This window comes from Streptomyces anandii JCM 4720 (assembly GCF_014650655.1).
GTDB classification, from domain to species: Bacteria; Actinomycetota; Actinomycetes; order Streptomycetales; family Streptomycetaceae; genus Streptomyces; species Streptomyces anandii.
Genome location: NZ_BMVJ01000012.1, coordinates 162,751 through 189,152 on the forward strand (window position 1 = coordinate 162,751; position 26,402 = coordinate 189,152).

A 26,402-nucleotide genomic window follows, 5' to 3' on the forward strand; every position below is an offset into this window, starting at 1 on the left:
CACCGTCGACGACGAGGTGACCATCAAGGTGCAGCTGAAGTGCACCTACCAGGTCCCGCCCAACCCCCCGGGCCGCTTCTTCTCCTTCACCCTCGACAACGACCACCTGGCCAAGCTCGCCCGCACCCCCGTCTCGGTGCACAAGATCCTGGTCGTGATGATCGTGCCCCGCTCCCAGGACCAGTGGCTGCGCGCCGGGCACGACCGGCTCGACCTCAGGCACTGCTGCTACTGGGTCAACCTCGCCGGCCACCCCATCACCGGCCGGCACCGCACCACCGTGCGGATCCCCACCTCGCGCATCTTCGACGACCGGGCCCTGTGCGAGATCATGACGCGGGTCGGGACGGGAGGCAGACCGTGACGCACCGCCCCCTCGACGAGCCCCTGCGGCCGGTGCGGCCGCACCCGGTGGAGCCCTCCTGGAACCGGCCCCGGCCCGCCCAGGTGGACCCCGCCGTGCTCGCGGCGCTGCTGCACCGGCACGGCTGGCAGCGGCGCGGCGGCGCCGGCGGACGCTACGGCCGCTGGACCCCGCCCGGACCGGGCGGCGCCGGGACCAGCCTGCTGGTGCCCGTCAGCCGCGCCTTCCCCGACAGCGACGACCTGCTCGGCGAGGCGCTCGACGCGCTCGCCCGCAGCGGCACCCCCTCCGCGCGGGAGGTGCTGCTCGCGCTCTGCCTGCCCAGCGACGAGATCCGCTGGTGGCGGGACGTGCCGGGCGGACCGGCCGACGCCGCTCCCTGGACCGTCGAGGAACGGCTGCGCTCCGCCGCCCGGCAGACCCTCCTCGCCGCCGCGCTCGCCACCCGCGCGCGGGCCGGCTACCACGGCGCCCGCCACCGCCGCTCGGCCACCGCCCGCCTGGAGGACGTCCTCGTCGGCTCCGCGACCGACGGCCGCCGGCTGACCGCCTTCGTGCCGGTCGACCCGGGCCGGCCGCTCGCCGTGCGGCTCCACCAGGCCGTCTACGCCGTGCGCGAGGCCATCGACTACCAGCGGGCCACCGGCGCCATGGACGCCTTCGACGGCGCCGTGCGCGCGGGCGCGAGCCGCGAGCTCACCGAGGCCCTCGTCACCCTCGTACGCGGCACCGAGGGGGCCCGCATCGCGGTCGAGTGGGCGCCCGCCGCCGGCGTGCCCGAGGACTGCGCGGCCGCCGCCGAGGCCGTCGAGTTCACCCCCGGCGACCTGCCCGTGCTGCGCGAGGCGGGCGCCCGCTATCTGCGGGCCGAGCCCTCGGTGCCGGTGCGGATCACCGGCACCGTGGTGCGGATGCGCAGGTCCCAGCCGCGCGGCGAGGGCACCGTACGGCTGCGGGTGATGGCCGGCGTCGAGGTGCCCTACGTCCGCGTCACCCTCGACGAGGAGGACTACCGCGCCGCCGGGCACGCCCACCTCCTGGGACTGCCCGTGCGGGTGCTCGGGCGGCTGGAGAGCCGGGGCGGCTTCCGCCGGCTCACGGACGCCTGCGGGGTCGTACCCGTGCCGGTGGACGACGAGGAGCGGGACCGGCTGATGAAGTCCGTCCAGGAGAGCGGCCGGGACACGGACTTCCTCGAGGATGCGTGCGGCGCCGGGGACGAAGGGGCGCCGGACGCCGGGGACGAGGGGGCGCCGGGCGCCGGGGAGCGCGGCTGATCGGACCGGTGAGGGTGACCGGCAAAGGCCGGGGCGTGCGACCGGGCGCGGACCGAGGGTGACCGTTTCGCGGTGGACGGCCCCGGCTCGGTACGATCCCAGTCATGCGCGCGCTCCCGGTATGGCGCCGCATCCCACCTGCAGTCAGGAGAGACCGGTGTCAGACGTCCGTGTGATCATCCAACGCGATTCCGAGCGGGAAGAGCGCACGGTGACGACGGGCACCACGGCCGCCGACCTCTTCGCCGGCGAGCGCTCGGTCGTCGCCGCCCGCGTCGGCGGCGAGCTCAAGGACCTCGCCCACGAGGTCAAGGACGGCGAGACCGTCGAAGCCGTCGAGATTTCCTCCGAGGACGGACTCAACATCCTGCGCCACTCCACCGCGCACGTCATGGCGCAGGCCGTGCAGGAGATCTTCCCCGAGGCCAAGCTCGGCATCGGCCCGCCCGTCAAGGACGGCTTCTACTACGACTTCGACGTGGCCCGGCCCTTCACGCCCGAGGACCTCAAGGCCATCGAGAAGAAGATGCAGGAGATCCAGAAGCGCGGCCAGCGCTTCTCCCGCCGGGTCGTCACCGACGAGGCCGCCCGCGAGGAACTCGCCGGCGAGCCGTACAAGCTGGAGCTGATCGGCCTCAAGGGCTCCGCCTCCAGCGAGGACGGCGCGGACGTCGAGGTCGGCGCCGGCGAGCTGACGATCTACGACAACCTCGACGCCAAGACCGGCGAGTTGTGCTGGAAGGACCTCTGCCGCGGTCCCCACCTGCCCTCCACCCGGCTCATCCCGGCGTTCAAGCTGATGCGCAACGCGGCCGCCTACTGGCGCGGCAGCGAGAAGAACCCCATGCTCCAGCGCATCTACGGCACCGCCTGGCCGTCCAAGGACGAGCTGAAGGCGTACCTGGACTTCCTCGCCGAGGCGGAGAAGCGCGACCACCGCAAGCTGGGCAACGAGCTCGACCTGTTCTCCATCCCCGAGCAGATCGGCTCCGGCCTGGCCGTCTTCCACCCCAAGGGCGGCGTCGTCCGCCGCGTGATGGAGGACTACTCGCGCCGCCGCCACGAGGAGGAGGGCTACGAGTTCGTCTACACCCCGCACGCCACCAAGGGGAAGCTCTTCGAGACCTCGGGCCACCTGGACTGGTACGCCGAGGGCATGTACCCGCCCATGCAGCTCGACGAGGGCGTGGACTACTACCTCAAGCCTATGAACTGCCCGATGCACAACCTGATCTTCGACGCGCGCGGCCGCTCCTACCGCGAACTGCCGCTGCGCCTCTTCGAGTTCGGGACCGTGTACCGGTACGAGAAGTCGGGCGTCGTGCACGGCCTGACCCGCGCCCGCGGCTTCACCCAGGACGACGCGCACATCTACTGCACCCGCGAGCAGATGGCGGACGAGCTCGACAAGACGCTCACCTTCGTCCTCAACCTGCTGCGCGACTACGGCCTGACCGACTTCTACCTCGAGCTGTCCACCAAGGACCCGGAGAAGTTCGTCGGCTCCGACGAGGTGTGGGAGGAGGCCACCGAGACCCTGCGCCAGGTCGCCGAGAAGCAGGGCCTGCCGCTGGTCCCCGACCCGGGCGGCGCCGCCTTCTACGGCCCGAAGATCTCCGTCCAGACCAAGGACGCCATCGGCCGCACCTGGCAGATGTCCACCGTCCAGCTCGACTTCAACCTCCCGGAGCGCTTCGACCTGGAGTACACCGCGGCCGACGGCTCCAAGCAGCGCCCGGTCATGATCCACCGCGCGCTGTTCGGCTCCATCGAGCGGTTCTTCGCCGTGCTGCTCGAGCACTACGCGGGCGCCTTCCCGGCGTGGCTGGCCCCGGTGCAGGCCGTCGGCATCCCGGTGGGCGACGCGCACGTGGAGTACCTGCGGAAGTTCGCCGCGGACGCGAAGAAGAAGGGCCTGCGTGTCGAGGTCGACTCCTCCTCGGACCGTATGCAGAAGAAGATCCGGACCGCGCAGAAGCAGAAGGTCCCCTTCATGATCATCGTCGGCGACGACGACATGAACGCGGGCACGGTGTCCTTCCGCCACCGCGACGGCTCCCAGGAGAACGGCATTCCGCGGGACGAGGCCATCGCCAAGCTCGTGGACGTGGTGGAGCGCCGCGCGCAGGTGTGACCCGGTCCCGCCGGCGCGGGGTGTCCGGCCCCCGAGGGCAGCCTCGGGGGCCTTTCCCGGTCAGCCGCCGGGACGCCATATGCTGGCACGCATGACGAGTGAGCCGGAGCAGCAGATCGGAGTGGGGACGCAGGACGCGTTCCAGCGTCTGTGGACGCCCCACCGGATGGCCTACATCCAGGGCGAGAACAAGCCGACCGGCCCCGGCGCCGGCGACGGCTGCCCCTTCTGCTCCATCCCGGCCAAGTCCGACGAGGACGGCCTGATCGTCAGGCGCGGCGAGCAGGTGTACGCGGTGCTCAACCTCTACCCGTACAACGGCGGCCATCTGATGACCGTGCCCTACCGGCACGTCGCCGACTACACCGACCTCACGGCCGCGGAGACCGCCGAGCTGGGGGAGCTGACCAAGCAGGCGATGCGGGCCCTGCGCACCGCCTCCGGCGCCCAGGGCTTCAACATCGGCATGAACCAGGGCTCGGTCGCGGGCGCAGGCATCGCCGCCCACCTCCACCAGCACATCGTGCCCCGCTGGGGCGGCGACACCAACTTCATGCCGGTGGTCGGCCACACGCGCGTACTGCCCCAACTCCTCGCCGACACCCGCAAGATGCTCGCGGAGGCCTGGCCCACGGCGTGACAACCAGCCCGTCCGGCCTTCGAGGACGATGCCGTTCAGGCCGACGGGGGCCCGGGGGCGGAGCCCCCGGAGAGCGGTGGGCAGCCCGCCGTACCCCTCCCCGCACCCGCCGGAGGCGCTACGCGTCGTAGACGTCGGCCTTCCTCGGCGACGCCTCCTGGATCGCGCCGCTGAGGACCGACGAGCGGGAGCCGAACTTCTCCACGTCCACGCCGTTCTCCCGGAGCACCTTCAACGCCGCCGCGTGCACCACCCGCAGCACGGGAGTGGCGGCGCGCAGCGCGTCGTCGGCCATGAAGCGATGGCGCCAGGGCTGGTCGGCCCAGGCATGCCGAAGGCCGAACGGCTCGGGCAGGGTGAGGCTGCCCCCGAGCCAGTTCAGTACGGGCGGGTAGGCGGTGAGCGGGGCGCGGGCGGCCAGCCGTACGACCTCGTCGGCGTCGACCAGGGGGAGTTTCACCTTGCGGGTCTCCCAGAAGCGGAAGGCCTTCTGCACCTCCTTCTCCTTGGCCGCCGGCTTCTCGTTGAACAGGGAGTTGACCGGGCCCAGGGCGTGTCCGGTGACCTCGATGCGCAGGGTGTCGTGCAGCACCGTCACCGTGATCAGCATGGTGATCACCAGGTGCCCGTCCCACAGCGTCCACTGCACGCCCAGGTAGTGCCGGTCGCCGCCGCCGAACTGCTGCTTGTTGCAGATGTCCTGTATGGCGTGCGTCCTGACGGTGTACGCCTCCACGTCGGTGCCGCTGGGCCGGGAGACCTCCTTGGCGTTCTCCCCGATGGGCGTGACGATCCAGTGCGTGATGGACGGCTTGGGGAAACCGCCGGTGTTGATCGGGGTGCGCTCCAGCATCCCGAGGCCGCCCTGGATCGCGGTGATCACGTCCCAGCTGCGGAAGGGGTGGAAGTCCTTGCCCGGCTCGGCGGAGACCAGCTCCTCGGCCAGCTGCCAGCTGCCCCACCGGGTGCCCATGCCGAGTATGCCCTTGGGCCCGGCGTAGAAGACCGAGTTGGAGCGCTGTTCGGCGCTGAGCCGGGCGAGCTCCTTGCGCACCTGCTCGGCCGCGTCACCGGGGCTCCCCGGCACCGCCTCGGGGATCTTGGCGCCCACGCCACCGCCGGTCAGCAGGCCCTCCCAGCGCTCCCGCAAGTCGCGCGCGGTGCGCTCGCAGATCTGCTTGGCCCAGAACCAGCCGACGACCGGCATGACCACCGTCGCACGCGCATACCACGCCCAGAAGCCGTGGAAGGGCATCTTGATCAGGAACAGCACGGCGAGCGCGCCCATCGCGACCAGCAGCACCGTGCCGAGAGCGCTCGCGCGCTTGTCCTCGCGCCTGCTGACATTGGTGCGCAGCATGAACACCAGCAGCCACACCAGGAAGCCGGGCAGGAACAGCACCCCGCACAGCACGGTGACCGCCGTGAGCCAGTTGTCCCGCTCGCGGCGGATGCGGTGGGCGGCCAGGCAGTGCTCCACCACCACCTGGGGCTCCAGGCCGAAGGACTGGATGAGGGGCAGGCGCCCGGCGCCGAGCATCCGGTCGATCACCGCGCGGGAGAACGCCTCGCCCAGCCGCGGGCGGAAGATCTTCCCCCAGGGGCGGGGCAGGCTGACCTTCGACTGGTGCCACTCGTTGTCCGCGGCGAGGATCTTGGTCACCTCGTCGTCCCGGTACGCGGCCGCGGCCAGCGCGTAGGTGGCCGCCGTCTGTCCCGCCGTGCCCGACAGGGGCACCTGCGCCCCGGGACTGAAATCGAATCCGTCCGTCACTGCCGCCCCCACTGCCGCCGCGTCTGCACCTGCGGCCTTCCCGACTTCCCTGCCCCGCACACCTGTTGATCAGGTCATCAGCGTATCCGTACCCACCGGCGCCGGAGGGCGGACGGCCGAAGCCGCCCGCCCGTGCGAAGTGAAGCGTTCCGGGCCCGCGCGGCCGCCGGGTTGTGCGCCGGGCGCGCCAAGAGCCCGGCCGCACAACCTCGTTGACCCCTGTTGGCTACGACTCCTCGCTCTCCTGCTTCCGCAGCCGTTCGGCCACCTGCGGCGGCATCGGCTCGTGGCGGACGTAGCGGCGGTCGAAGCGGGCGGTGCCGTGCGACAGGGACCGCAGGTCGACCGCGTACCGGCCGATCTCGATCTCCGGCACCTCGGCCCGTACGAGCGTGCGCCCGCCGCTGACCTGCTCGGTGCCCTGCACCCGGCCGCGCCGCCCGGACAGATCGCTCATCACGGCGCCCACGTACTCGTCGCCCACCAGCACGTTCACCTCGGCCACCGGTTCCAGCAGGTGGATCCTCGCGTCGGCCGCGGCCTCGCGCAGGGCGAGCGCGCCCGCTGTCTGGAAGGCCGCGTCGGAGGAGTCCACCGAGTGCGCCTTGCCGTCCAGCAGCGTGATCCGCACGTCGATCAGCGGATGGCCGGCGGCGACCCCCTTCGCGGCCTGCGCGCGCACGCCCTTCTCGACGGACGGGATGAACTGCCGGGGCACGGCCCCGCCGACCACCTTGTCGACGAACTCGATGCCCGAGCCGCCCGGCAGCGGCTCCACCTCGATCTCGCAGATCGCGTACTGTCCGTGCCCGCCGGACTGCTTCACGTGCCGGCCGCGTCCCGCCGCACGGTTCGCGAACGTCTCCCGCAGGGAGACCTTGTGCGGTACGACGTCGACCTGGACGCCGTAGCGGCTGCGCAGCCGCTCCAGGGCCACGTCCGCGTGGGCCTCGCCCAGGCACCACAGCACCACCTGGTGGGTGTCCTGGTTCTGCTCCAGCCGCATCGTGGGGTCCTCGGCGACCAGCCGGGACAGGCCCTGGGACAGCTTGTCCTCGTCCGCCTTGCTGTGCGCCTGGATGGCCACCGGCAGCAGCGGGTCGGGCATCTGCCAGGGCTCCATCAGCAGCGGGTCGTCCTTCGCGGACAGCGTGTCGCCGGTCTCCGCGCGGCTCAGCTTGGCCACGCACACCAGGTCCCCGGCGACCGCGTGCGTCACCGGGCGCTGCTGTTTGCCGAACGGCGTGGACAGCGCGCCGATCCGCTCGTCCACGTCGTGGTCCTCGTGCCCGCGGTCGGCAAGGCCGTGCCCGGAGACGTGCACCGTCTCGTCGGGGCGCAGGGTGCCGGAGAAGACGCGGACCAGGGAGATCCGGCCGACGTAGGGGTCGGAGGAGGTCTTGACGACCTCGGCGACCAGCGGGCCGTCCGTGTCACAGGCCTTGAGCTCGCGCGGCTCGCCGTCGATGGTGGCGACCCCGGGCAGGGGATGCTCGAACGGGGTCGGGAAGCCGCCGGTGATCAGCTCCAGCAACTCCACCGTGCCGAGGCCCTGCCGGGCGCCCTCGGCCGCGGGGGCGGCGGCCAGGACGGGAAAGAAGACCCCCCGCGCGACGGCCCGCTCCAGGTCCTGGATCAGCGTGGTGACGTCGACCTGCTCACCGCCGAGATAGCGGTCCATGAGGGTCTCGTCCTCGCTCTCGGAGATGATCCCCTCGATGAGCCGGTTGCGGGCCTCTTCCAGGTCCGGCAGCTGGTCCTCGCCCGGCTCGGACTCCTTGCGCTCGCCGGTGGAGTAGTCGAACAGCCTGCGCGTGAGCAGACCGGTCAGGCCGGTCACGGGCGCGTGCCCGTCCGGTCCCTGGGGGCCGTGCAGGGGAAGGTACAGCGGCAGCACCGCGTCGGGGTCGTCCGCGCCGAAGGCCTCGGCGCACACCCGCGTCATCTCCTCGAAGTCCGCGCGGGCGGCCTCCAGGTGCGTGATCACGATCGCGCGCGGCATGCCGACCGCCGCGCACTCCTCCCACACCATGCGGGTCGAGCCGTCCACGCCGTCCGAGGCCGAGACGACGAAAAGGGCCGCGTCCGCCGCTCGCAGACCGGCCCTGAGCTCCCCGACGAAGTCGGCGTAGCCGGGGGTGTCCAGAAGGTTGATCTTGATGCCGTCCCATTCGACCGGCACCAGGGAGAGCTGCACCGAGCGTTGCTGCCGGTGCTCGATCTCGTCGTAGTCCGAGACGCTGCCGCCGTCCTCGACACGGCCCGCCCGGTTCACGGCCCCCGCGGTCAGCGCGAGAGCCTCCACCAAGGTCGTCTTGCCCGATCCGGAGTGGCCGACCAGCACCACATTCCGTACGGACGCGGGATGGTCGGCCGCCACTGCCCTGCCGGCGGCCCCGGGGTGTGTATGCGCCTTGTCGCCCATGATCCTGCCTCCCGTTGACGGTGAGGTCACTGTGGGCGCGGACACGCGGCACCGCGTGCACTGGCGGCTCCTGCGACGCCCGCGGTCCTTCGAGCTTTCCACTCCCGTCACCGCCCGTCCATACGAACAACCCGATCCCACCGCACCGCACGCTCACACCCCGCCCCGGGGATCCTGCGGTGGCGCCCGGGCGTCCGGGCGTCCGGGCGTTCTGGCGTCCGGGCGTTCTGGCGTTCTGGCGTGGGTCGGTGGATTTCGGCAGGGCCCCGCCCTTGGCCCTCGGGTGCCTTGGCCGCCGCCGTGCCGCCCTGTCCGGCGGGTACTGGCCCTGGCCGCCGGCCCGGGCGCCTCGTGCTTCGGCCTGGCACCGGTCCGCCGCTTCACGCCGGGCGCGTCGCGCGTCGGTGCCGGCCCGGCGGCCAGTCGCCCGGCACTCGCCGCGTGGGGGCCTCCGGTTCCGGCATCACGGCTTGCGGCACCGCGGCCCTCAGCCGCCGGCCCCGGGCGCCCCCGCAGCCAGTCCGGGCGCCCCCGCCGCCGAGTGCGGGGATCCTGGGCCCCCGGCTCTCCCCGCCCCGAGCGTGCCGGGGGTGGGCTGTGGGTGCCCGGGAGTCGTGGGTGGGGGTGCGTGGCTACGATGGGCCAGCCGGTGGCCAGCAGGGGCGTCCGGCGACACCGACCCTCGGGAAGGCCATGCTGAACAAGTACGCGCGTGCATTCTTCACGCGTGTCCTCACACCGTTCGCCGCGTTTCTCATCCGCCGGGGCGTTTCGCCCGACACGGTGACGCTCCTCGGCACGGCCGGAGTGGTCGCGGGCGCGCTGGTCTTCTACCCCAGGGGCGAGTTCTTCTGGGGCACGGTCGTCATCACGCTGTTCGTGTTCTCCGACCTCGTCGACGGCAACATGGCCCGCCAGCTGGGCCGTTCCAGCCGCTGGGGCGCCTTCCTGGACTCCACCCTCGACCGGGTCGCCGACGGCGCGATCTTCGGCGGCTTCGCCCTGTGGTACGCGGGCAGCGGAAACGACAACGTGCTGTGCGCGGTCTCCATCTTCTGCCTGGCCAGCGGCCAGGTCGTGTCGTACACCAAGGCGCGCGGCGAGTCGATCGGCCTGCCGGTCGCCGTCAACGGGCTCGTCGAGCGCGCCGAGCGCCTCGTGATCTCCCTGGTCGCGGCCGGCTTCGCGGGCCTGCACAAGTTCGGCGTCCCCGGCATCCAGTACCTGCTCCCCGTCGCCCTGTGGATCGTGGCCGCGGGCAGCCTGGTCACGCTGATCCAGCGCGTGGTCACCGTCCGCCGCGAGTCGGAGGAGGCGGAGGCCGCGGCCGCCCGCCAGGAGACGCGGGGGAGCGAGGCCGCGAAATGAGCGCCCGGGAGCGCCTCACCGACGCCCTGTACGGCCTCGGCTGGAGCACCGTGAAGAAACTCCCCGAGCCGGCCGCCGTGCGCCTGGGCCGCACCGTCGCCGACCTCGCGTGGAAGCGGCGCGGCAAGGGCGTGCTGCGCCTGGAGGGCAACTACGCGCGCGTGGTGCCCGACGCCGGCCCCGAGCGCCTCGCGGAACTCTCCCGCGCGGGCATGCGGTCGTACCTGCGCTACTGGATGGAGTCCTTCCGGCTGCCCGCCTGGAGCCCCGAGCGCGTCCGCACCGGCTTCGACCCCAAGGACCTGCACCACCTCACCGACGGTCTCGCCTCCGGCCGTGGCGTCGTCCTCGCGCTGCCCCACCTCGCCAACTGGGACCTGGCCGGCGCCTGGGTCACCACCGCGCTCGGCACCCCCTTCACCACCGTCGCCGAGCGACTGAAGCCCGAGACGCTCTACGACCGCTTCGTCGCCTACCGCGAGGGCCTCGGCATGGAGGTTCTGCCGCACAGCGGCGGCTCCGCCTTCGGCACCCTGGCCCGCCGGCTGCGCGACGGCGGCCTGGTATGCCTGGTCGCCGACCGCGACCTGTCCGCCTCCGGCGTCGAGGTGAAGTTCTTCGGCGAGAGCGCGAGGATGCCCGCCGGACCCGCCCTCCTCGCCCAGCAGACGGGCGCCCTGCTGCTGCCCGTCACCCTCTGGTACGACGACTCGCCCGTCATGCGCGGACGCGTCCACCCGCCGATCGAGGTACCCGGGTCAGGTACCCGGGCCGAAAAGACGTCCTCCATGACACAGGCGCTGGCCGACGCCTTCGCCACCGGCATCGCCGAACACCCGGAGGACTGGCACATGCTGCAGCGCTTGTGGCTCGCGGATCTCGAACCGCGCGCCGCGGACGGGGAGCGCCCGTGAGGATCGGCATCGTCTGCCCCTACTCCTGGGACGTCCCGGGCGGCGTCCAGTTCCACATCCGCGACCTCGCGGAGTACTTCATCGGACTGGGCCACGAGGTGTCCGTCCTCGCCCCCGCCGACGACGACACCCCCCTGCCGCGGTACGTCGTCTCGGCCGGCCGCGCGGTCCCGGTCCCGTACAACGGCTCGGTGGCCCGCCTCAACTTCGGCTTCCTGTCCGCGGCCCGCGTGCGGCGCTGGCTGCACGAGGGCCGCTTCGACGTCATCCACATCCACGAGCCGACCTCGCCGTCGCTGGGCCTGCTGACCTGCTGGGCGGCCCAGGGCCCGATCGTGGCGACCTTCCACACCTCCAACCCGCGCTCGCGCGCGATGATCGCCGCGTACTCCATCCTCCAGGCCGCCCTGGAGAAGATCAGCGCCCGGATCGCCGTGAGCGAGTACGCCCGGCGCACCCTGGTCGAGCACTTGGGCGGCGACGCGGTGGTCATCCCCAACGGCGTCGACGTCGACTTCTTCGCCGGGGCCGAGCCCAGGCCCGAGTGGCAGGGCGACACGATCGGCTTCATAGGGCGCATCGACGAGCCCCGCAAGGGCCTGCCCGTGCTGATGCGCGCGCTGCCGAAGATTCTCGCCTCCCGCCCGGGCGCCCGCCTGCTGGTCGCGGGCCGCGGTGACGAGAAGGAGGCGGTCCAGTCGCTGCCCAGGGAGCTGCGCTCGCGCGTGGAGTTCCTCGGCATGGTCAGCGACGAGGACAAGGCCCGCTTCCTGCGCAGCATCGACCTCTACGTGGCCCCCAACACCGGCGGCGAGAGCTTCGGCATCATCCTCGTCGAGGCCATGTCCGCCGGCGCCCCCGTGCTCGCCTCCGACCTGGACGCCTTCGCCCAGGTCCTGGACCAGGGCAAGGCGGGCGAGCTGTTCGCCAACGAGGACGCGGACGCCCTCGCCGACGCGGCGGTACGCCTCCTGGCCGACCCCGAGCGCCGGGCCGAGCTGCGCGACCGCGGCAGCGCCCACGTCCGCCGCTTCGACTGGTCCACGGTCGGCGCGGACATCCTGTCCGTCTACGAGACGGTCACCGCGGGCGCCGCCGCCGTGGCGACGGACGACCGCACCTCGACCCTCAGGGCCCGCCTGGGCCTGACCCGCGACTGAGGCAGGACCCCCGCCCCCGGGCAGCTCCGCCCGGGGGCGGGCGCCTTGTACGGTCCCGATAGCCTGCCGACCGTGACCGCAACCCTGATCTGGATCCTCGTCGCGCTGGTCGCCGTCGGCCTCTACCTGAGCTGGACGGCGGGGCGGCTGGACCGGCTGCACGCCCGTATCGACGCCGCGCGCGCCGCCCTCGACGCGCAGCTGCTGCGCCGCGCCTCCGTCGCGCAGGAGCTGGCCACCTCCGGCGTCCTCGACCCCGCCGCCTCCATCGTGCTCTACGAGGCCGCCCACGCCGCCCGGCAGGCCGAGGAGGACCAGCGGGAGGTCGCGGAGAGCGAGCTGAGCCAGGCGCTGCGGGCGGTCTTCGCCGAGACCCCGCAGGTGGAGGCGGTCCGCGAGGCCCCCGGCGGCGAGGAGGCGGCGCGCGAGCTCACCGAGGCGGTGCGCAGGGTGCCGATGGCCCGCCGCTTCCACAACGACGCCGTGGGCGCCGCCCGCAGGCTCCGCGAACACCGCAAGGTCCGCTGGTTCCGCCTGGCCGGCCATGCCCCCTTCCCGATGGCCTTCGAGATGGACGACGAACCGCCGACGGCGCTGGTGGAACGGGCCGCCTAGCCCGCCACCACCCGTTCATCCGGCCAAAAGGATCCACCGGCTCGCCATTGGCCCTTGCCGTGGACTGGTCCACTCGCGTTTCCTCGGGGTTGCGTCAAACCCCTCTTTTCCACCGATGTGAGGTCACCCGTGTCCACCACGATTTCCGACTCCGCCCAGACTCCCGAGACCGGTACCGCCCGCGTCAAGCGCGGCATGGCCGAGCAGCTCAAGGGCGGCGTGATCATGGACGTCGTCACGCCGGAGCAGGCGAAGATCGCCGAGGACGCGGGCGCCGTCGCCGTCATGGCCCTGGAGCGGGTCCCGGCCGACATCCGCAAGGACGGCGGCGTGGCCCGCATGTCCGACCCGGACATGATCGAGGGCATCATCGACGCCGTCTCCATCCCGGTCATGGCCAAGTCCCGTATCGGCCACTTCGTCGAGGCCCAGGTCCTGCAGTCCCTCGGTGTGGACTACATCGACGAGTCCGAGGTCCTCACCCCGGCCGACGAGGTCAACCACTCCGACAAGTGGGCGTTCACCACGCCCTTCGTCTGCGGCGCCACCAACCTCGGCGAGGCCCTGCGCCGCATCGCCGAGGGCGCGGCCATGATCCGCTCCAAGGGCGAGGCCGGCACCGGCAACGTCGTCGAGGCCGTCCGCCACCTGCGCCAGATCAAGAACGAGATCGCCCGCCTGCGCGGCTACGACAACAACGAGCTGTACGCCGCCGCCAAGGAGCTGCGCGCCCCCTACGAGCTGGTCAAGGAGGTCGCCGAGCTCGGCAAGCTCCCGGTGGTGCTGTTCTCCGCCGGCGGTGTGGCCACCCCGGCCGACGCCGCCCTGATGCGCCAGCTCGGCGCCGAGGGCGTCTTCGTCGGCTCCGGCATCTTCAAGTCCGGCGACCCGGCCAAGCGCGCCGCCGCCATCGTGAAGGCCACCACCTTCTACGACGACCCGAAGATCATCGCGGACGCCTCCCGCAACCTGGGCGAGGCCATGGTCGGCATCAACTGCGACACCCTCCCCGAGACCGAGCGCTACGCCAACCGCGGCTGGTAATCACCTCCATGTCCAACGAAGTCCCTGTCATCGGCGTCCTGGCCCTCCAGGGCGACGTACGGGAGCACCTCATCGCCCTGGCCGCGGCCGACGCCGTGGCCAGGCCGGTGCGGCGCCCCGAAGAGCTCGCCGAGGTCGACGGCCTGGTCCTCCCCGGCGGCGAGTCCACCACCATCTCCAAGCTGGCCGTCCTCTTCGGAGTGATGGACCCCCTGCGCGCGCGCGTGCGCGAGGGCATGCCCGTCTACGGCACCTGCGCGGGCATGATCATGCTGGCCGACAAGATCCTCGACCCGCGCTCGGGCCAGGAGACCATCGGCGGCATCGACATGATCGTGCGCCGCAACGCCTTCGGACGCCAGAACGAGTCCTTCGAGGCCGCGGTCGACGTCAAGGGTGTGGAGGGCGATCCTGTTGAGGGCGTCTTCATCCGCGCCCCCTGGGTCGAGTCCGTCGGCGCCGGGGCCGAGGTGCTCGCCGAGCACGACGGCCACATCGTCGCGGTCCGCCAGGGCAACGCGCTGGCCACGTCGTTCCACCCGGAACTGACCGGCGACCACCGCGTGCACCGGCTGTTCGCCGACATGGTGCGCGCCAAGAGGGCACCCGAGTCCTTGTAGGATCTCTGGAGTTCGTACAGAGACGGGTTACGCGAAGGAGACAGGCAGATGTCCGGCCACTCTAAATGGGCCACGACGAAGCACAAGAAGGCCGTCATCGATGCCAAGCGCGGCAAGCTCTTCGCGAAGCTGATCAAGAACATCGAGGTCGCGGCCCGGATGGGCGGGGTCGACCTCGAGGGCAACCCGACGCTCTACGACGCCGTCCAGAAGGCCAAGAAGCAGTCGGTGCCCAACAAGAACATCGACTCCGCGATCAAGCGCGGCGGCGGTCTCGAGGCCGGCGGCGCCGACTACGAGACGATCATGTACGAGGGCTACGGCCCGAACGGCGTCGCGGTGCTCATCGAGTGCCTCACCGACAACCGCAACCGCGCCGCCTCCGAGGTGCGCGTCGCCATGACCCGCAACGGCGGCTCCATGGCCGACCCGGGCTCGGTGTCGTACCTGTTCAACCGCAAGGGCGTCGTGATCGTCCCCAAGGGCGGGCTGACCGAGGACGACGTCCTGGCCGCCGTCCTGGACGCCGGCGCGGAGGAGGTCAACGACCTCGGTGAGTCCTTCGAAGTCATCAGCGAGGCCACCGACCTGGTCGCGGTCCGCACCGCCCTCCAGGACGCCGGCATCGACTACGACTCCGCCGACGCCAACTTCGTCCCCACCATGCAGGTCGAGCTGGACGAGGAGGGCGCCAAGAAGATCTTCAAGCTGATCGACGCCCTCGAGGACAGCGACGACGTGCAGAACGTCTTCGCCAACTTCGACGTCAGCGACGAGGTCATGGAGAAGGTCGACGCCTGAACAAGCCGAATGGCCCGCCGGAAACTCCTCGGCGGGCCATTCGTCGTCTCGGCGGCGTGGATCAGCCGTCGATCTCCTTGATCGAGCCGGTGTGCTTCAGGTGGCCCTTGCCGTCGGCCGGAACGGTCGCGGCCTTCATGTACTCGACCTTGCCGTCCTTCCACCAGATGTTGATCGTCGACGTGGTCTTGCAGATGTTGTGGAAGTACACGGTCGTGGTCGAAATGCCGTCACCGTAGGAGTAGTTGAAGCAACCGCTGCGGCCCTTCGTCAGGCCGGACGAAGCCGTGGCGGCCTGCGCGGGAGTCGCGATGGCGACACCGGCCAGCAGCATGGAAGCGGTCACGGCGATCTTCGCCATGGAGCGCATGGGTTCCCCGATTCTCTTGTCATCATGGACGCCTGTTCGGCGTCGGCCGAACGGTGGTCTCTCGTACGGCCGTTCGAGAACTTACAAGTGATCAAGTGGGAGAGGCAATCGCGAATCCCTCGTGCATACCGGGCATCCAGCCACCTTTCCGGCCATCCTCACCTGGTACGTTTTGATCCTTTGCCTGTACTTGATCAACTGGGCCGGGGACGCGCTGTCGGTGCCGCCGAATAACCTGGCACGGCAGCGAGCCCGAAAGGCTCGAGTCGACACAGAGGGAGGGGGTGGCGGAGCGAGATGCGCGTACTCGGTGTGGACCCAGGGCTCACGCGATGCGGCGTCGGCGTGGTCGAGGGCGTCCCGGGCCGGCCGCTGACCATGCTCGGAGTGGGTGTCGTCCGCACGCCCGCGGACGCCGACCTCGGCCACCGCCTCCTCGCCGTCGAGCAGGGCGTCGAGCAGTGGCTGGACGAGCACCGGCCGGAGTTCGTCGCCGTCGAGCGCGTCTTCAGCCAGCACAACGTGCGCACCGTCATGGGCACCGCCCAGGCCAGTGCCGTCGCGATGCTGTGCGCCGCCCGGCGCGGCATCCCCGTCGCGCTGCACACCCCCAGTGAGGTCAAGGCCGCCGTCACCGGCAGCGGCCGCGCCGACAAGGCCCAGGTCGGGGCCATGGTCACCCGCCTGCTCCGGCTCGCCGCACCGCCGAAGCCGGCCGACGCCGCCGACGCTCTGGCGCTCGCCATCTGCCACATCTGGCGCGCCCCCGCCCAGAACCGGCTCCAGCAGGCGGTCGCCCGCCACACAGTCAACCCAACGAAAGGCCGTACGGCATGATCGCCTTCGTCAGCGGCACGGTCGCCGCACTGGCCCCCGACGCGGCCGTCGTCGAGGTCGGCGGTGTCGGCATGGCCGTCCAGTGCACGCCCGACACGCTCTCGGCGCTCCGCATCGGGCAGCCCGCAAGGCTGCACACCTCCCTCGTCGTCCGCGAGGACTCCCTCACCCTGTACGGCTTCGCCGACGACGACGAACGCCAGACCTTCGAACTGCTCCAGACGGCGAGCGGCGTCGGTCCCCGCCTGGCCCAGGCCATGCTGGCCGTGCACACCCCGGACGCACTGCGCCGCGCCGTCGCCACCGGCGACGAGAAGGCCCTCACCGCCGTGCCCGGCATCGGCAAGAAGGGCGCCCAGAAGCTGCTGCTGGAGCTGAAGGACCGCCTCGGCGAGCCCCTCGGCGCCCCGGTCGTGGGCGCGCCCGTCAGCCAGGGGTGGCGGGACCAGCTGCACGCGGCCCTCATCGGACTCGGCTACGCCACCCGGGAGGCCGACGAGGCCGTCGCCGCCGTCACCCCGCAGGCCGAGGCCGCGGGCGGCGCCCCGGAAGTGGGCCGGCTGCTCAAGGCTGCCCTGCAGACCCTGAACCGCGCCCGCTGACCCCACGACGATCGAGGCACACTCCATGAACTGGGACGACACGACCGACAGCCCCGCCCCCGAGCGGCTCGTCGGTGCGTCCGCCGACGGTGAGGACCAGGCCGTCGAGGCCGCCCTGCGCCCCAAGGACCTGGGCGAGTTCATCGGCCAGGAGAAGGTCCGCGAACAGCTCGACCTCGTGCTGCGCGCCGCACGCGCCCGCGGCGCCACCGCCGACCACGTGCTGCTCTCCGGCGCCCCCGGCCTCGGCAAGACCACGCTTTCCATGATCATCGCCGCCGAGATGGGCGCCCCCATCCGCATCACGTCGGGCCCCGCCATCCAGCACGCCGGCGACCTCGCCGCCATCCTCTCCTCCCTCCAGGAGGGAGAGGTCCTCTTCCTCGACGAGATCCACCGCATGTCCCGGCCCGCCGAGGAGATGCTCTACATGGCGATGGAGGACTTCCGCGTCGACGTGATCGTCGGCAAGGGCCCCGGTGCCACCGCCATCCCCCTCGAGCTGCCCCCCTTCACACTGGTCGGCGCCACCACCCGCGCGGGCCTGCTGCCGCCCCCGCTGCGCGACCGCTTCGGCTTCACCGCCCACATGGAGTTCTACGAGCCCGCCGAGCTGGAGCGGGTCGTGCACCGCTCGGCGCACCTGCTCGACGTGGAGATCGACACCGACGGCGCCGCCGAGATCGCCGGCCGCTCCCGCGGCACGCCCCGCATCGCCAACCGCCTGCTGCGCCGCGTCCGTGACTACGCGCAGGTCAAGGCGGACGGGATCGTCACCCGCGAGATCGCCGCGGCCGCCCTCGCCGTCTACGAGGTGGACGCGCGCGGCCTCGACCGGCTCGACCGGGCCGTCCTCCAGGCGCTGCTGAAGCTGTTCGGCGGCGGCCCGGTGGGCCTGTCCACCCTCGCGGTCGCGGTGGGGGAGGAGCGCGAGACGGTGGAAGAGGTCGCCGAGCCCTTCCTCGTACGCGAGGGCCTGCTCGCCCGCACCCCGCGCGGGCGCGTGGCGACCCCGGCGGCCTGGGCGCACCTCGGCCTCACCCCGCCCCGCTCGGCCTCCGCGGGAAACGGACAACAAGATCTGTTCGGGGGATGAGACGAACGGCATTGGCCCCGGGAGGAACCCAGGTGCCATGCTGAGCGTTGTTCCATGCGCGCGGACTCGCTTAGACTCCGCCGATGCCGCCTTAGTGGGCAGCACACATACCCCCAACCATCAGGCCGCTCACTTCGCGGTCGTGTGAAGGAAGTACCGACCCGTGAGTCTCGTGACCCTCCTCCCGTTCATCGTGCTCATCGGGGCCATGTTCCTGATGACCCGGTCGGCCAAGCGCAAGCAGCAGCAGGCCGCCCAAATGCGGAACCAGATGCAGCCCGGCAGCGGAGTCCGCACCATCGGGGGCATGTACGCCACGGTCAAGGAGGTCAGTGACGAGACGGTCCTCCTCGACGCCGGCCCGGGCGTCGAGCTGCTGTTCGCCAAGAACGCGATCGCGACCGTCCTGTCCGACGACGAGTACAACCGCATCGTCCACGGCATCGAGCACGACCTGAAGTCCGACACCGACATCGTCCCGGACGACGCCTCCTCCCTCACCGAGACCGACGAGGCCGACGGATCCGCCGCTGCCGCCGCCTCCGACGACAAGATCGACCTCGGCAAGAAGGACGCCGCCGAGGAGGGCGCCGGCGCGGCCGAGGCCGCCGAGCCCACCGAGGCCAAGGCGCAGGACGAGCCGAAGAAGACCGAGGGCGACTCCGGCACGAAGTAGTCACGCTCCGGTGGTGTGCGCGCGGCACGATCCCGCCCCGGGCACCACCGGGCGCGCTTGTTTCCTGCACGGAACAGCCCGACACCATGTCACGGCCGACCGCGCCCACCGGCGTGGAGCGGCCCGAGAGGGAGTACGAGAAGGTGGCAGCACCTAAGAGGGGCCGGAGCGCGAGTGCCCAGAGCAAGCCGGGGCGCTCGCTGGCCCTCATCCTGATCGCCATCGTGGCGCTCACCGGCGGAATGTTCGCCTCGGGACACACCACTCCCCGTCTCGGTATCGACCTCGCCGGTGGAACCAGCATCACGCTGACGGCGGTCAACCAGCCGGGGCAGCCCAACGCGATCAACAAGGCCAACATGGACACCGCGGTCGACATCATGAACCGCCGTGTCAATGGTCTGGGCGTGTCGGAGACGGAGGTCCAGACCCAGGGCGATCGCAACATCATCGTCAACATCCCGCGCGGCACGAACTCCAAGGAGGCGCAGCAGCAGGTCGGCACGACCGCCAAGCTGTACTTCCGCCCGGTCCTGCAGCAAGAGGTCTCCGGCGCCTCCGGTCGGAGCCCGTCGCCGGGCGCGTCCCCCAGCGGCAGCTCCTCGACGAAGCCGAGCGCCAGCCCCGCCTCCGGCTCCACCCCGAAGGCGAAGGCGTCCTCGTCGGCCACACAGTCCCCCAAGGCGACGCCGACCTCTCAGGGCCGTGCCGTCACCGACGCCCTGAAGGCCGGCTCCACCCCCTCGCCGAGCGCGTCCGCCTCCTCGAGCGCCAAGCCGTCGGCCACTCCCTCACCCGGGGCGAGCAGCGCCGCCGCCGACCTTCAGGCCCGCTACGCCGCCCTCGACTGCAGCAAGCCCGCCGAGCAGGCCGGCGCCGGGAAGGACGCCAAGCCCGGTGAGCCCACCGTCGCCTGCGGCCAGGACGGCAAGGTCTGGAGCAAGTTCCTGCTCGGACCGGTCGCGGTCGACGGCCAGGAGGTGAAGAAGGCGCAGGCCGCCTTCGACACCCAGGGCGCCAGCGGCTGGCAGGTCCAGATGACCTTCAACTCCAAGGGCTCGAGCAAGTTCGCCGACATCACCGGTCAGCTGGCCCAGAAGACCACCCCGCAGAACGAGTTCGCGATCGTCCTCGACGACCAGGTGGTCTCCCACCCGTACGTGCAGACGGCCATCACCGGCGGCAACGCGGAGATCTCCGGCCGCTTCACCCAGCAGGAGGCGCAGAGCCTCGCCAACATGCTGTCGTACGGAGCGCTCCCGCTGACCTTCAAGGAGTCGAGCGTCACCACCGTGACCGCGGCGCTCGGTGGCGAGCAGCTCCAGGCGGGCCTCATCGCGGGCGCGATCGGCCTGGCCCTGGTGATCATCTACCTCGTGCTGTACTACCGCGGTCTGTCGCTCGTCGCCGTCGCGTCCCTGTCGGTCTCCGCGGTCCTCACCTACGTGATCATGGCTCTGCTCGGCCCGACCATCCACTTCGCGCTGAACCTGCCGGCCGTCTGCGGCGCCATCGTCGCCATCGGCATCACCGCCGACTCGTTCATCGTCTACTTCGAACGCATCCGGGACGAGATCCGTGAGGGCCGCACGCTGCGTCCCGCGGTCGAGCGGGCCTGGCCGCGTGCCCGGCGCACCATCCTGGTCTCGGACTTCGTGTCGTTCCTGGCCGCCGCCGTCCTGTTCATCGTGACCGTCGGCAAGGTCCAGGGCTTCGCGTTCACGCTCGGCCTGACCACCCTGCTGGACGTGGTCGTCGTCTTCCTGTTCACCAAGCCGCTCATGACGATCCTCGCCCGCCGCAAGTTCTTCGCGAACGGCCACAAGTGGTCCGGGCTCGACCCGAAGAGCCTGGGTGCCAAGCCGCCGCTGCGCCGCATCCGCCGTCCCGCCGGTCCGACCGCCGGCCCTGTCGACCCGAAGGAGGCCTGAGCAATGTCGAAACTCGGCAACCTCGGCGCTCGACTGCACCGCGGCGAGATCAGCTACGACTTCGTCGGCAAGCGCAAGATCTGGTACGGCATCTCCATCCTGATCACCATCACGGCCATCGTCGGCCTGGCGGTGCGCGGCCTGAACATGGGCATCGAGTTCCAGGGCGGAGCGGTCTTCACCACCCCGAAGACCACCGTCTCGGTGGCCCAGGCCGAGCAGTACGCCGCGCAGGCCTCCGGTCACGAGGCCGTGGTGCAGAAGCTCGGCACGGGTGCGCTGCGCATCCAGATCGCCGGGATCGAGACCGGCAAGTCCGACGCGATCAAGGACACGCTCGCCAAGGACCTCAACGTCAACTCCGAGCAGATCAACGCCGACCTGGTCGGCCCGAGCTGGGGTCAGCAGATCGCCGACAAGGCCTGGGAGGGCCTCGGCATCTTCATGGTCCTCGTCGTGATCTACCTGGCGATCGCCTTCGAGTGGCGTATGGCCGTGGCCGCGCTGGTCGCCCTGATCCACGACATCACCATCACCACGGGCATCTACGCCCTGGTCGGCTTCGAGGTCACCCCCGGCACGGTCATCGGTCTGCTGACGATCCTCGGTTACTCGCTCTACGACACGGTCGTCGTCTTCGACAGCCTCAAGGAGCAGACGAAGGACATCACCAAGCAGACCCGGTTCACCTACAGCGACATCGCCAACCAGTCGATCAACGGCACACTGGTGCGCTCCATCAACACCACCGTGGTCGCCCTGCTGCCGGTCGCGGGCCTGCTGTTCATCGGAGGCGGCTTCCTCGGGGCCGGCACGCTGAACGACATCTCGCTGTCGCTGTTCGTCGGCCTCGCGGCCGGTGCGTACTCCTCGATCTTCATCGCCACCCCGCTCGTCGCCGACCTCAAGGAGCGCGAGCCGCAGATGAAGGCCCTGCGCAAGCGCGTCCTGGCCAAGCGGGCACAGGCCGGCGCCCAGGGCGAGCCGGTGCCGGCGGCCGGCGCGGGCGCGGCGTACGACGACGAGACCGCGGACGCGGCTCCCGCCGTGGTCGGTCCGCGCGGCCAGGCCGCGTCCCGCGGCCGCGGCCGCGGCCGTCCCTCCGGGAAGCGCCGATGACCGCGATGACCGATGTGCAGGAGCTGCTGCTCAGCCGCATCCGTGACGTGGCGGACTACCCGGAGCCGGGCGTGATGTTCAAGGACATCACCCCGCTGCTGGCCGATCCCGTGGCGTTCACCGCGCTCACCGGCGCGCTCGCGGACATCGCCGAGCGCACCGGCGCGACCAAGGTCGTCGGCCTGGAGGCCCGCGGATTCATCCTGGGCTCCCCGGTCGCCGTCCGCGCGGGCCTGGGCTTCATCCCGGTCCGCAAGGCCGGCAAGCTCCCCGGAGCCACCCTGCGCCAGGCCTACGACCTGGAGTACGGCTCGGCCGAGATCGAGGTGCACGCCGAGGACCTGACCGGCGGCGACCGCGTGCTGGTCGTCGACGACGTGCTCGCCACCGGCGGCACCGCCGAGGCCTCCGTCCAGCTGATCCGCCGGGCGGGAGCCGAGGTCGCGGGACTGGCCGTCCTCATGGAGCTGGGCTTCCTGGGCGGCCGCGGCCGCCTGGAGCCCACCCTGGGCGAGGCCCCGCTGGAGGCCCTGCTCCGCATCTGAGGACCGCCCGGACGCCACCGTGCGCCACACGACGTCACGCGGCATCACGCACCGCCACCGAGACGGGCCCGGAGGAATCCGGCGCCCGTCTGCGGTGTTTCCCCGGTGAACAGCCCTCACATCGGGCTGGAGGCGATCCTGGAGCCCGGGATCGCTACCATGGGATCTCCGGAGCCTGACCGGGGGACCCGGATCGTGCACGAGGAGCCCTCTTGCCAGACGAGGCCCAGCCACTGACCGCCGCCAAGCCCGAGTCCGCCTCGGCGTCCGCGGCGAAGCCCGCGCCGAACGTGTCGCACGCGAAGAACGACGCCCGCGGCTCGGTCGAGCACGCCCAGTCCGCGCCCGTCGAGAAGAGCGCCGAGGCCTCGCGTCCCAAACCGGCCGCGCCCGTCCGCCCCGCCGCCGGACAGAGCGCGCGCTCCGGCTCCTCCAACCGCGTCCGCGCCCGCCTCGCCCGCCTCGGCGTCCAGCGTGCCAACCCCTACAACCCGGTCCTGGAACCGCTGCTGCGGATAGTGCGCAGCAACGACCCGAAGATCGAGAACTCCACGCTCCGCCAGATCGAGAAGGCCTACCAGGTCGCCGAGCGCTGGCACCGCGGCCAGAAGCGCAAGAGCGGCGACCCGTACATCACGCACCCCCTCGCCGTCACCACCATCCTCGCCGAGCTGGGCATGGACCCGGCCACGCTGATGGCCGGCCTGCTGCACGACACCGTCGAGGACACCGAGTACGGCCTGGACCAGCTGCGCCGCGACTTCGGCGACACCGTCGCCCTGCTCGTCGACGGCGTCACCAAGCTGGACAAGGTCAAGTTCGGCGAGGCCGCGCAGGCCGAGACCGTGCGCAAGATGGTCGTGGCGATGGCCAAGGACCCGCGCGTGCTGGTCATCAAGCTCGCCGACCGCCTGCACAACATGCGCACCATGCGCTACCTCAAGCGCGAGAAGCAGGAGAAGAAGGCGCGCGAGACCCTGGAGATCTACGCGCCGCTCGCCCACCGCCTGGGCATGAACACCATCAAGTGGGAACTGGAGGACCTCGCCTTCGCGATCCTCTACCCCAAGATGTACGACGAGATCGTCCGCCTCGTCGCCGAGCGCGCCCCCAAGCGCGACGAGTACCTCGCCATCGTCACCGACGAGGTCCAGGCCGACCTGCGCGCCGCCCGCATCAAGGCCACGGTCACCGGCCGCCCGAAGCACTACTACAGCGTCTACCAGAAGATGATCGTCCGCGGCCGCGACTTCGCGGAGATCTACGACCTGGTGGGCATCCGCGTCCTCGTCGACACGGTCCGCGACTGCTACGCCGCCCTCGGCACCGTGCACGCGAGATGGAACCCGGTCCCCGGCCGGTTCAAGGACTACATCGCGATGCCCAAGTTCAACATGTACCAGTCGCTGCACACCACGGTCATCGGGCCCAACGGCAAGCCGGTCGAGCTGCAGATCCGCACCTTCGACATGCACCGCCGCGCCGAGTACGGCATCGCCGCGCACTGGAAGTACAAGCAGGAGGCCGTCGCCGGCGCCTCCAAGGTCCGCACCGACGCGCCCAAGTCGTCCGCCAAGGACAAGGACGCCATCAACGACATGGCGTGGCTCAGGCAGTTGCTGGACTGGCAGAAGGAGACCGAGGACCCCGGCGAGTTCCTGGAGTCGCTGCGCTTCGACCTCTCCCGCAACGAGGTCTTCGTCTTCACCCCCAAGGGCGACGTCATAGCGCTGCCGGCCGGTGCCACCCCCGTCGACTTCGCCTACGCGGTGCACACCGAGGTAGGCCACCGCACCATAGGAGCCCGCGTCAACGGCCGCCTCGTACCGCTGGAGTCCACCCTGGACAACGGCGACCTGGTGGAGGTCTTCACCTCCAAGGCGACCGGCGCCGGGCCCTCCCGCGACTGGCTCGGCTTCGTCAAGTCGCCCCGTGCCCGCAACAAGATCCGCGCCTGGTTCTCCAAGGAGCGGCGGGACGAGGCGATCGAGCAGGGCAAGGACGCCATCGTCCGCGCCATGCGCAAGCAGAACCTGCCGATCCAGCGCATCCTCACCGGTGACTCGCTGGTCACCCTCGCGCACGAGATGCGCTACTCGGACATCTCCGCGCTGTACGCGGCGATCGGCGAGGGCCATGTCTCCGCGCAGAACATCGTGCAGAAGCTCGTCCAGGCGCTCGGCGGCGAGGAGGCGGCCACCGAGGAGATCGACGAGAGCGTGCCGCCCTCGCGCGGACGCGGCCGCAAGCGCCGCTCCAGCGCCGACCCGGGCGTCGTCGTCAAGGGCGTCGACGACGTGTGGGTCAAGCTGGCCCGCTGCTGTACGCCGGTGCCCGGCGACCCGATCATCGGATTCGTCACCCGCGGTAGCGGAGTATCGGTTCACCGCAGCGACTGCGTCAACGTGGAGTCACTGTCCCGCGAACCCGAGCGCATCCTGGACGTCGAGTGGGCGCCCACCCAGTCCTCGGTGTTCCTGGTGGCCATCCAGGTGGAGGCCCTGGACCGCTCCCGGCTGCTGTCGGACGTCACGCGCGTGCTGTCCGACCAGCACGTCAACATCCTGTCCGCGGCCGTCCAGACCTCCCGCGACCGCGTCGCCACCTCCCGCTTCACCTTCGAGATGGGCGACCCCAAGCACCTGGGACACGTCCTGAAGGCCGTACGCGGCGTGGAGGGCGTCTACGACGTCTACCGGGTCACCTCGGCACGCAGCAGGGCGTAGAGGCGCACAGCGGGGCGCGAGAGCCCCGCTGGAGACGGCTGAGGGCTCCCGTACCCCATCGGTACGGGAGCCCTCAGCCGTCTCAGCACCCGGGGGCCGGGCGGCGACAGCTTCAGCCGCCGAACTCCTGCAGACCCTTCAGCGCCTGGTCCAGAAGCGCCTGGCGGCCGTCCAGCTCCTGCTGGAGCTTGTCCGCCTTGGCGCTGTTGCCCTGCGCCCGCGCCTGCTCGATCTGGCCCCGGAGCTTGTCCACGGCCGCCTGCAGCTGACCGGTCAGGCCCTCGGCACGCGCGCGTGCCTCCGGGTTGGTGCGCCGCCACTCGGCCTCCTCGGCCTCCTGGATGGCGCGCTCGACCGTGTGCATCCGGCCCTCGACGCGGGGACGCGCGTCGCGCGGCACATGGCCGATGGCCTCCCAGCGCTCGTTGATCGAGCGGAAGGCGGCCCGGGCGGCCTTCAGGTCGGCGATCGGCAGGAGCTTCTCGGCCTCCTCGGCCAGCTCCTCCTTCAGCTTCAGGTTCTCCGACTGCTCGGCGTCCCGCTCGGCGAAGACCGAGCTGCGGGCGGCGAAGAACACGTCCTGGGCGCCGCGGAAGCGGTTCCACAGGTCGTCCTCGTGCTCGCGCTGGGCGCGGCCCGCGGCCTTCCACTCCGCCATCAGCTCGCGGTAACGGGCCGCCGTCGGGCCCCAGTCCGTCGAGTCCGACAGCGCCTCGGCCTCGGCGACCAGCCGCTCCTTGGTCCTGCGGGCCTCCTCGCGCTGCGCGTCCAGTTGCGCGAAGTGCGCCTTGCGCCGCTTGGAGAACGCCGACCGCGCGTGCGAGAAGCGGTGCCACAGCTCGTCGTCGGACTTGCGGTCCAGCCGCGGCAGCCCCTTCCAGGTGTCCACCAGCGCGCGCAGCCGCTCACCGGCCGCCCGCCACTGGTCGGACTGCGCGAGCTGCTCCGCCTCGGTGACCAGGGCCTCCTTGGAGTGCCGCGCCTCGTCCGCCTGCCGGGCGCGCTGCGCCTTGCGCTCCTCGCGCCGCGACTCCACGGTCTCGACCAGCTTGTCCAGGCGGGTGCGCAGCGCGTCCAGGTCGCCGACCGCATGGTGCGCGTCCACCTGCTCCCGCAGGTGGTCGATGGCCGCCTGGGCGTCCTTCGCGGACAGATCGGTGGTCCGTACTCGCTTCTCGAGGAGGCCGATCTCGACAACCAGGCCCTCGTACTTGCGCTCGAAGTAGGCCAGCGCCTCCTCGGGGGAGCCCGCCTGCCAGGAACCGACGACCTGCTCGCCGTCGGCCGTACGCACGTACACGGTCCCCGTCTCGTCGACGCGGCCCCACGGGTCGCTGCTCACAGCGCCTCCTCCACATGATGCC

Annotated in this window: 23 protein-coding genes; 19 read left to right on the forward strand and 4 right to left on the reverse strand. The window is 71.4% G+C overall.

The window, feature by feature from the left end; genetic code table 11:
* The 4 genes from IE249_RS22375 to IE249_RS22390 all read left to right on the forward strand — a co-directional run.
* Window positions 1-364: DUF4365 domain-containing protein (locus tag IE249_RS22375; protein WP_189707189.1), on the forward strand; the 364-nt coding region annotated here is incomplete at its 5' end.
* A complete protein-coding gene (locus IE249_RS22380) occupies window positions 361-1,641 on the forward strand; it encodes a hypothetical protein (RefSeq protein WP_189707191.1) in 1,281 nt (426 codons plus the stop codon). The genes IE249_RS22375 and IE249_RS22380, both read left to right, overlap by 4 nt.
* A 157-nt stretch (window positions 1,642-1,798) precedes the next feature.
* On the forward strand, window positions 1,799-3,775 hold the full coding sequence (gene thrS, locus IE249_RS22385; protein ID WP_189707193.1) for a threonine--tRNA ligase: 1,977 nt from the start codon (window positions 1,799-1,801) through the stop codon (window positions 3,773-3,775).
* Between the two features lie 79 nt (window positions 3,776-3,854).
* Entirely contained in the window at window positions 3,855-4,415 is a 561-nt protein-coding gene (locus tag IE249_RS22390; RefSeq protein WP_189707195.1) for an HIT family protein, read from the forward strand.
* Window positions 4,416-4,533: 118 nt separating this feature from the next.
* On the opposite strand, the gene IE249_RS22395 is transcribed toward IE249_RS22390, so the two are convergent.
* The gene (locus tag IE249_RS22395; RefSeq protein ID WP_189707197.1) at window positions 4,534-6,189 is read right to left on the reverse strand and encodes an AbeC-like domain-containing protein; all 1,656 of its coding nucleotides are present in this window, start codon (window positions 6,187-6,189) and stop codon (window positions 4,534-4,536) included.
* Between the two features lie 226 nt (window positions 6,190-6,415).
* On the reverse strand, window positions 6,416-8,614 hold the full coding sequence (locus IE249_RS22400) for an elongation factor G-like protein EF-G2 (protein WP_189707199.1): 2,199 nt from the start codon (window positions 8,612-8,614) through the stop codon (window positions 6,416-6,418).
* Between the two features lie 693 nt (window positions 8,615-9,307).
* Here IE249_RS22400 and pgsA point away from each other — a divergent pair.
* From pgsA to IE249_RS22435, 7 genes are all read left to right on the forward strand, one after another.
* Window positions 9,308-9,982, forward strand: a complete 675-nt coding sequence (gene pgsA / locus IE249_RS22405; RefSeq protein ID WP_189707201.1) for a phosphatidylinositol phosphate synthase — start codon at window positions 9,308-9,310, stop codon at window positions 9,980-9,982.
* On the forward strand, window positions 9,979-10,896 hold the full coding sequence (locus tag IE249_RS22410) for a phosphatidylinositol mannoside acyltransferase (RefSeq protein WP_189707203.1): 918 nt from the start codon (window positions 9,979-9,981) through the stop codon (window positions 10,894-10,896). Before pgsA ends, IE249_RS22410 begins: the two co-directional genes overlap by 4 nt.
* The gene (locus tag IE249_RS22415; RefSeq protein ID WP_189707205.1) at window positions 10,893-12,056 is read left to right on the forward strand and encodes a glycosyltransferase family 4 protein; all 1,164 of its coding nucleotides are present in this window, start codon (window positions 10,893-10,895) and stop codon (window positions 12,054-12,056) included. The genes IE249_RS22410 and IE249_RS22415 overlap by 4 nt, the downstream gene beginning before the upstream one ends.
* Window positions 12,057-12,128: 72 nt before the next feature.
* Complete coding sequence (locus IE249_RS22420; protein ID WP_189707207.1) at window positions 12,129-12,671, forward strand: LemA family protein; 543 nt, start codon at window positions 12,129-12,131, stop codon at window positions 12,669-12,671.
* Between the two features lie 129 nt (window positions 12,672-12,800).
* Window positions 12,801-13,715, forward strand: a complete 915-nt coding sequence (pdxS, locus tag IE249_RS22425; protein ID WP_189707209.1) for a pyridoxal 5'-phosphate synthase lyase subunit PdxS — start codon at window positions 12,801-12,803, stop codon at window positions 13,713-13,715.
* A gap of 8 nt (window positions 13,716-13,723) precedes the next feature.
* Entirely contained in the window at window positions 13,724-14,335 is a 612-nt protein-coding gene (gene pdxT / locus IE249_RS22430; RefSeq protein WP_189707211.1) for a pyridoxal 5'-phosphate synthase glutaminase subunit PdxT, read from the forward strand.
* Window positions 14,336-14,383: 48 nt separating this feature from the next.
* Entirely contained in the window at window positions 14,384-15,136 is a 753-nt protein-coding gene (locus IE249_RS22435) for a YebC/PmpR family DNA-binding transcriptional regulator (protein WP_189707213.1), read from the forward strand.
* A 61-nt stretch (window positions 15,137-15,197) separates the two neighbouring features.
* On the opposite strand, the gene IE249_RS22440 is transcribed toward IE249_RS22435, so the two are convergent.
* Window positions 15,198-15,506 (reverse strand): hypothetical protein, encoded by a 309-nt coding sequence (locus IE249_RS22440; protein ID WP_229859016.1) that lies wholly within the window; start codon window positions 15,504-15,506, stop codon window positions 15,198-15,200.
* Between the two features lie 297 nt (window positions 15,507-15,803).
* Here IE249_RS22440 and ruvC point away from each other — a divergent pair, with 297 nt between their 5' ends.
* The 8 genes from ruvC to IE249_RS22480 all read left to right on the forward strand — a co-directional run bounded on the left by ruvC (window position 15,804) and on the right by IE249_RS22480 (window position 25,038).
* Window positions 15,804-16,343, forward strand: a complete 540-nt coding sequence (ruvC, locus tag IE249_RS22445; RefSeq protein ID WP_189707217.1) for a crossover junction endodeoxyribonuclease RuvC — start codon at window positions 15,804-15,806, stop codon at window positions 16,341-16,343.
* Window positions 16,340-16,945: a Holliday junction branch migration protein RuvA gene (ruvA, locus tag IE249_RS22450; protein WP_189707219.1), complete on the forward strand. Its 606-nt coding sequence runs from the start codon at window positions 16,340-16,342 to the stop codon at window positions 16,943-16,945. Before ruvC ends, ruvA begins: the two co-directional genes overlap by 4 nt.
* A gap of 25 nt (window positions 16,946-16,970) precedes the next feature.
* Complete coding sequence (gene ruvB / locus IE249_RS22455) at window positions 16,971-18,041, forward strand: Holliday junction branch migration DNA helicase RuvB (protein ID WP_189707221.1); 1,071 nt, start codon at window positions 16,971-16,973, stop codon at window positions 18,039-18,041.
* Window positions 18,042-18,204: 163 nt separating this feature from the next.
* Window positions 18,205-18,717 carry a preprotein translocase subunit YajC gene (gene yajC, locus IE249_RS22460; protein WP_189707223.1) on the forward strand — a complete coding sequence of 171 codons (513 nt, stop codon included), beginning with the start codon at window positions 18,205-18,207 and terminating at the stop codon, window positions 18,715-18,717.
* Window positions 18,718-18,860: 143 nt separating this feature from the next.
* Window positions 18,861-20,648, forward strand: a complete 1,788-nt coding sequence (gene secD, locus IE249_RS22465) for a protein translocase subunit SecD (RefSeq protein ID WP_189707313.1) — start codon at window positions 18,861-18,863, stop codon at window positions 20,646-20,648.
* Between the two features lie 3 nt (window positions 20,649-20,651).
* Window positions 20,652-21,767, forward strand: a complete 1,116-nt coding sequence (secF, locus tag IE249_RS22470) for a protein translocase subunit SecF (protein WP_189707225.1) — start codon at window positions 20,652-20,654, stop codon at window positions 21,765-21,767.
* A gap of 5 nt (window positions 21,768-21,772) precedes the next feature.
* Complete coding sequence (locus tag IE249_RS22475) at window positions 21,773-22,312, forward strand: adenine phosphoribosyltransferase (protein WP_189707315.1); 540 nt, start codon at window positions 21,773-21,775, stop codon at window positions 22,310-22,312.
* A 212-nt stretch (window positions 22,313-22,524) separates the two neighbouring features.
* Window positions 22,525-25,038 (forward strand): RelA/SpoT family protein, encoded by a 2,514-nt coding sequence (locus IE249_RS22480; protein WP_189707227.1) that lies wholly within the window; start codon window positions 22,525-22,527, stop codon window positions 25,036-25,038.
* A 112-nt stretch (window positions 25,039-25,150) separates the two neighbouring features.
* On the opposite strand, the gene IE249_RS22485 is transcribed toward IE249_RS22480, so the two are convergent.
* Window positions 25,151-26,380 (reverse strand): DUF349 domain-containing protein, encoded by a 1,230-nt coding sequence (locus IE249_RS22485; RefSeq protein WP_189707229.1) that lies wholly within the window; start codon window positions 26,378-26,380, stop codon window positions 25,151-25,153.
* Window positions 26,381-26,402: the final 22 nt, after the last annotated feature.

Bases quoted from the DNA above. Each gene is read 5' to 3' on its own strand.
- IE249_RS22390 (WP_189707195.1), top strand. From the start codon at position 3,855: ATGCTGGCACGCATGACGAGTGAGCCGGAGCAGCAGATCGGAGTGGGG.
- IE249_RS22400 (WP_189707199.1), bottom strand. From the start codon at position 8,614: ATGGGCGACAAGGCGCATACACACCCCGGGGCCGCCGGCAGGGCAGTG.
- pgsA (WP_189707201.1), top strand. From the start codon at position 9,308: ATGCTGAACAAGTACGCGCGTGCATTCTTCACGCGTGTCCTCACACCG.
- IE249_RS22410 (WP_189707203.1), top strand. From the start codon at position 9,979: ATGAGCGCCCGGGAGCGCCTCACCGACGCCCTGTACGGCCTCGGCTGG.
- pdxT (WP_189707211.1), top strand. From the start codon at position 13,724: ATGTCCAACGAAGTCCCTGTCATCGGCGTCCTGGCCCTCCAGGGCGAC.
- IE249_RS22435 (WP_189707213.1), top strand. From the start codon at position 14,384: ATGTCCGGCCACTCTAAATGGGCCACGACGAAGCACAAGAAGGCCGTC.
- IE249_RS22440 (WP_229859016.1), bottom strand. From the start codon at position 15,506: ATGCGCTCCATGGCGAAGATCGCCGTGACCGCTTCCATGCTGCTGGCC.
- ruvC (WP_189707217.1), top strand. From the start codon at position 15,804: ATGCGCGTACTCGGTGTGGACCCAGGGCTCACGCGATGCGGCGTCGGC.
- ruvA (WP_189707219.1), top strand. From the start codon at position 16,340: ATGATCGCCTTCGTCAGCGGCACGGTCGCCGCACTGGCCCCCGACGCG.
- ruvB (WP_189707221.1), top strand. From the start codon at position 16,971: ATGAACTGGGACGACACGACCGACAGCCCCGCCCCCGAGCGGCTCGTC.
- secF (WP_189707225.1), top strand. From the start codon at position 20,652: ATGTCGAAACTCGGCAACCTCGGCGCTCGACTGCACCGCGGCGAGATC.
- IE249_RS22475 (WP_189707315.1), top strand. From the start codon at position 21,773: ATGACCGATGTGCAGGAGCTGCTGCTCAGCCGCATCCGTGACGTGGCG.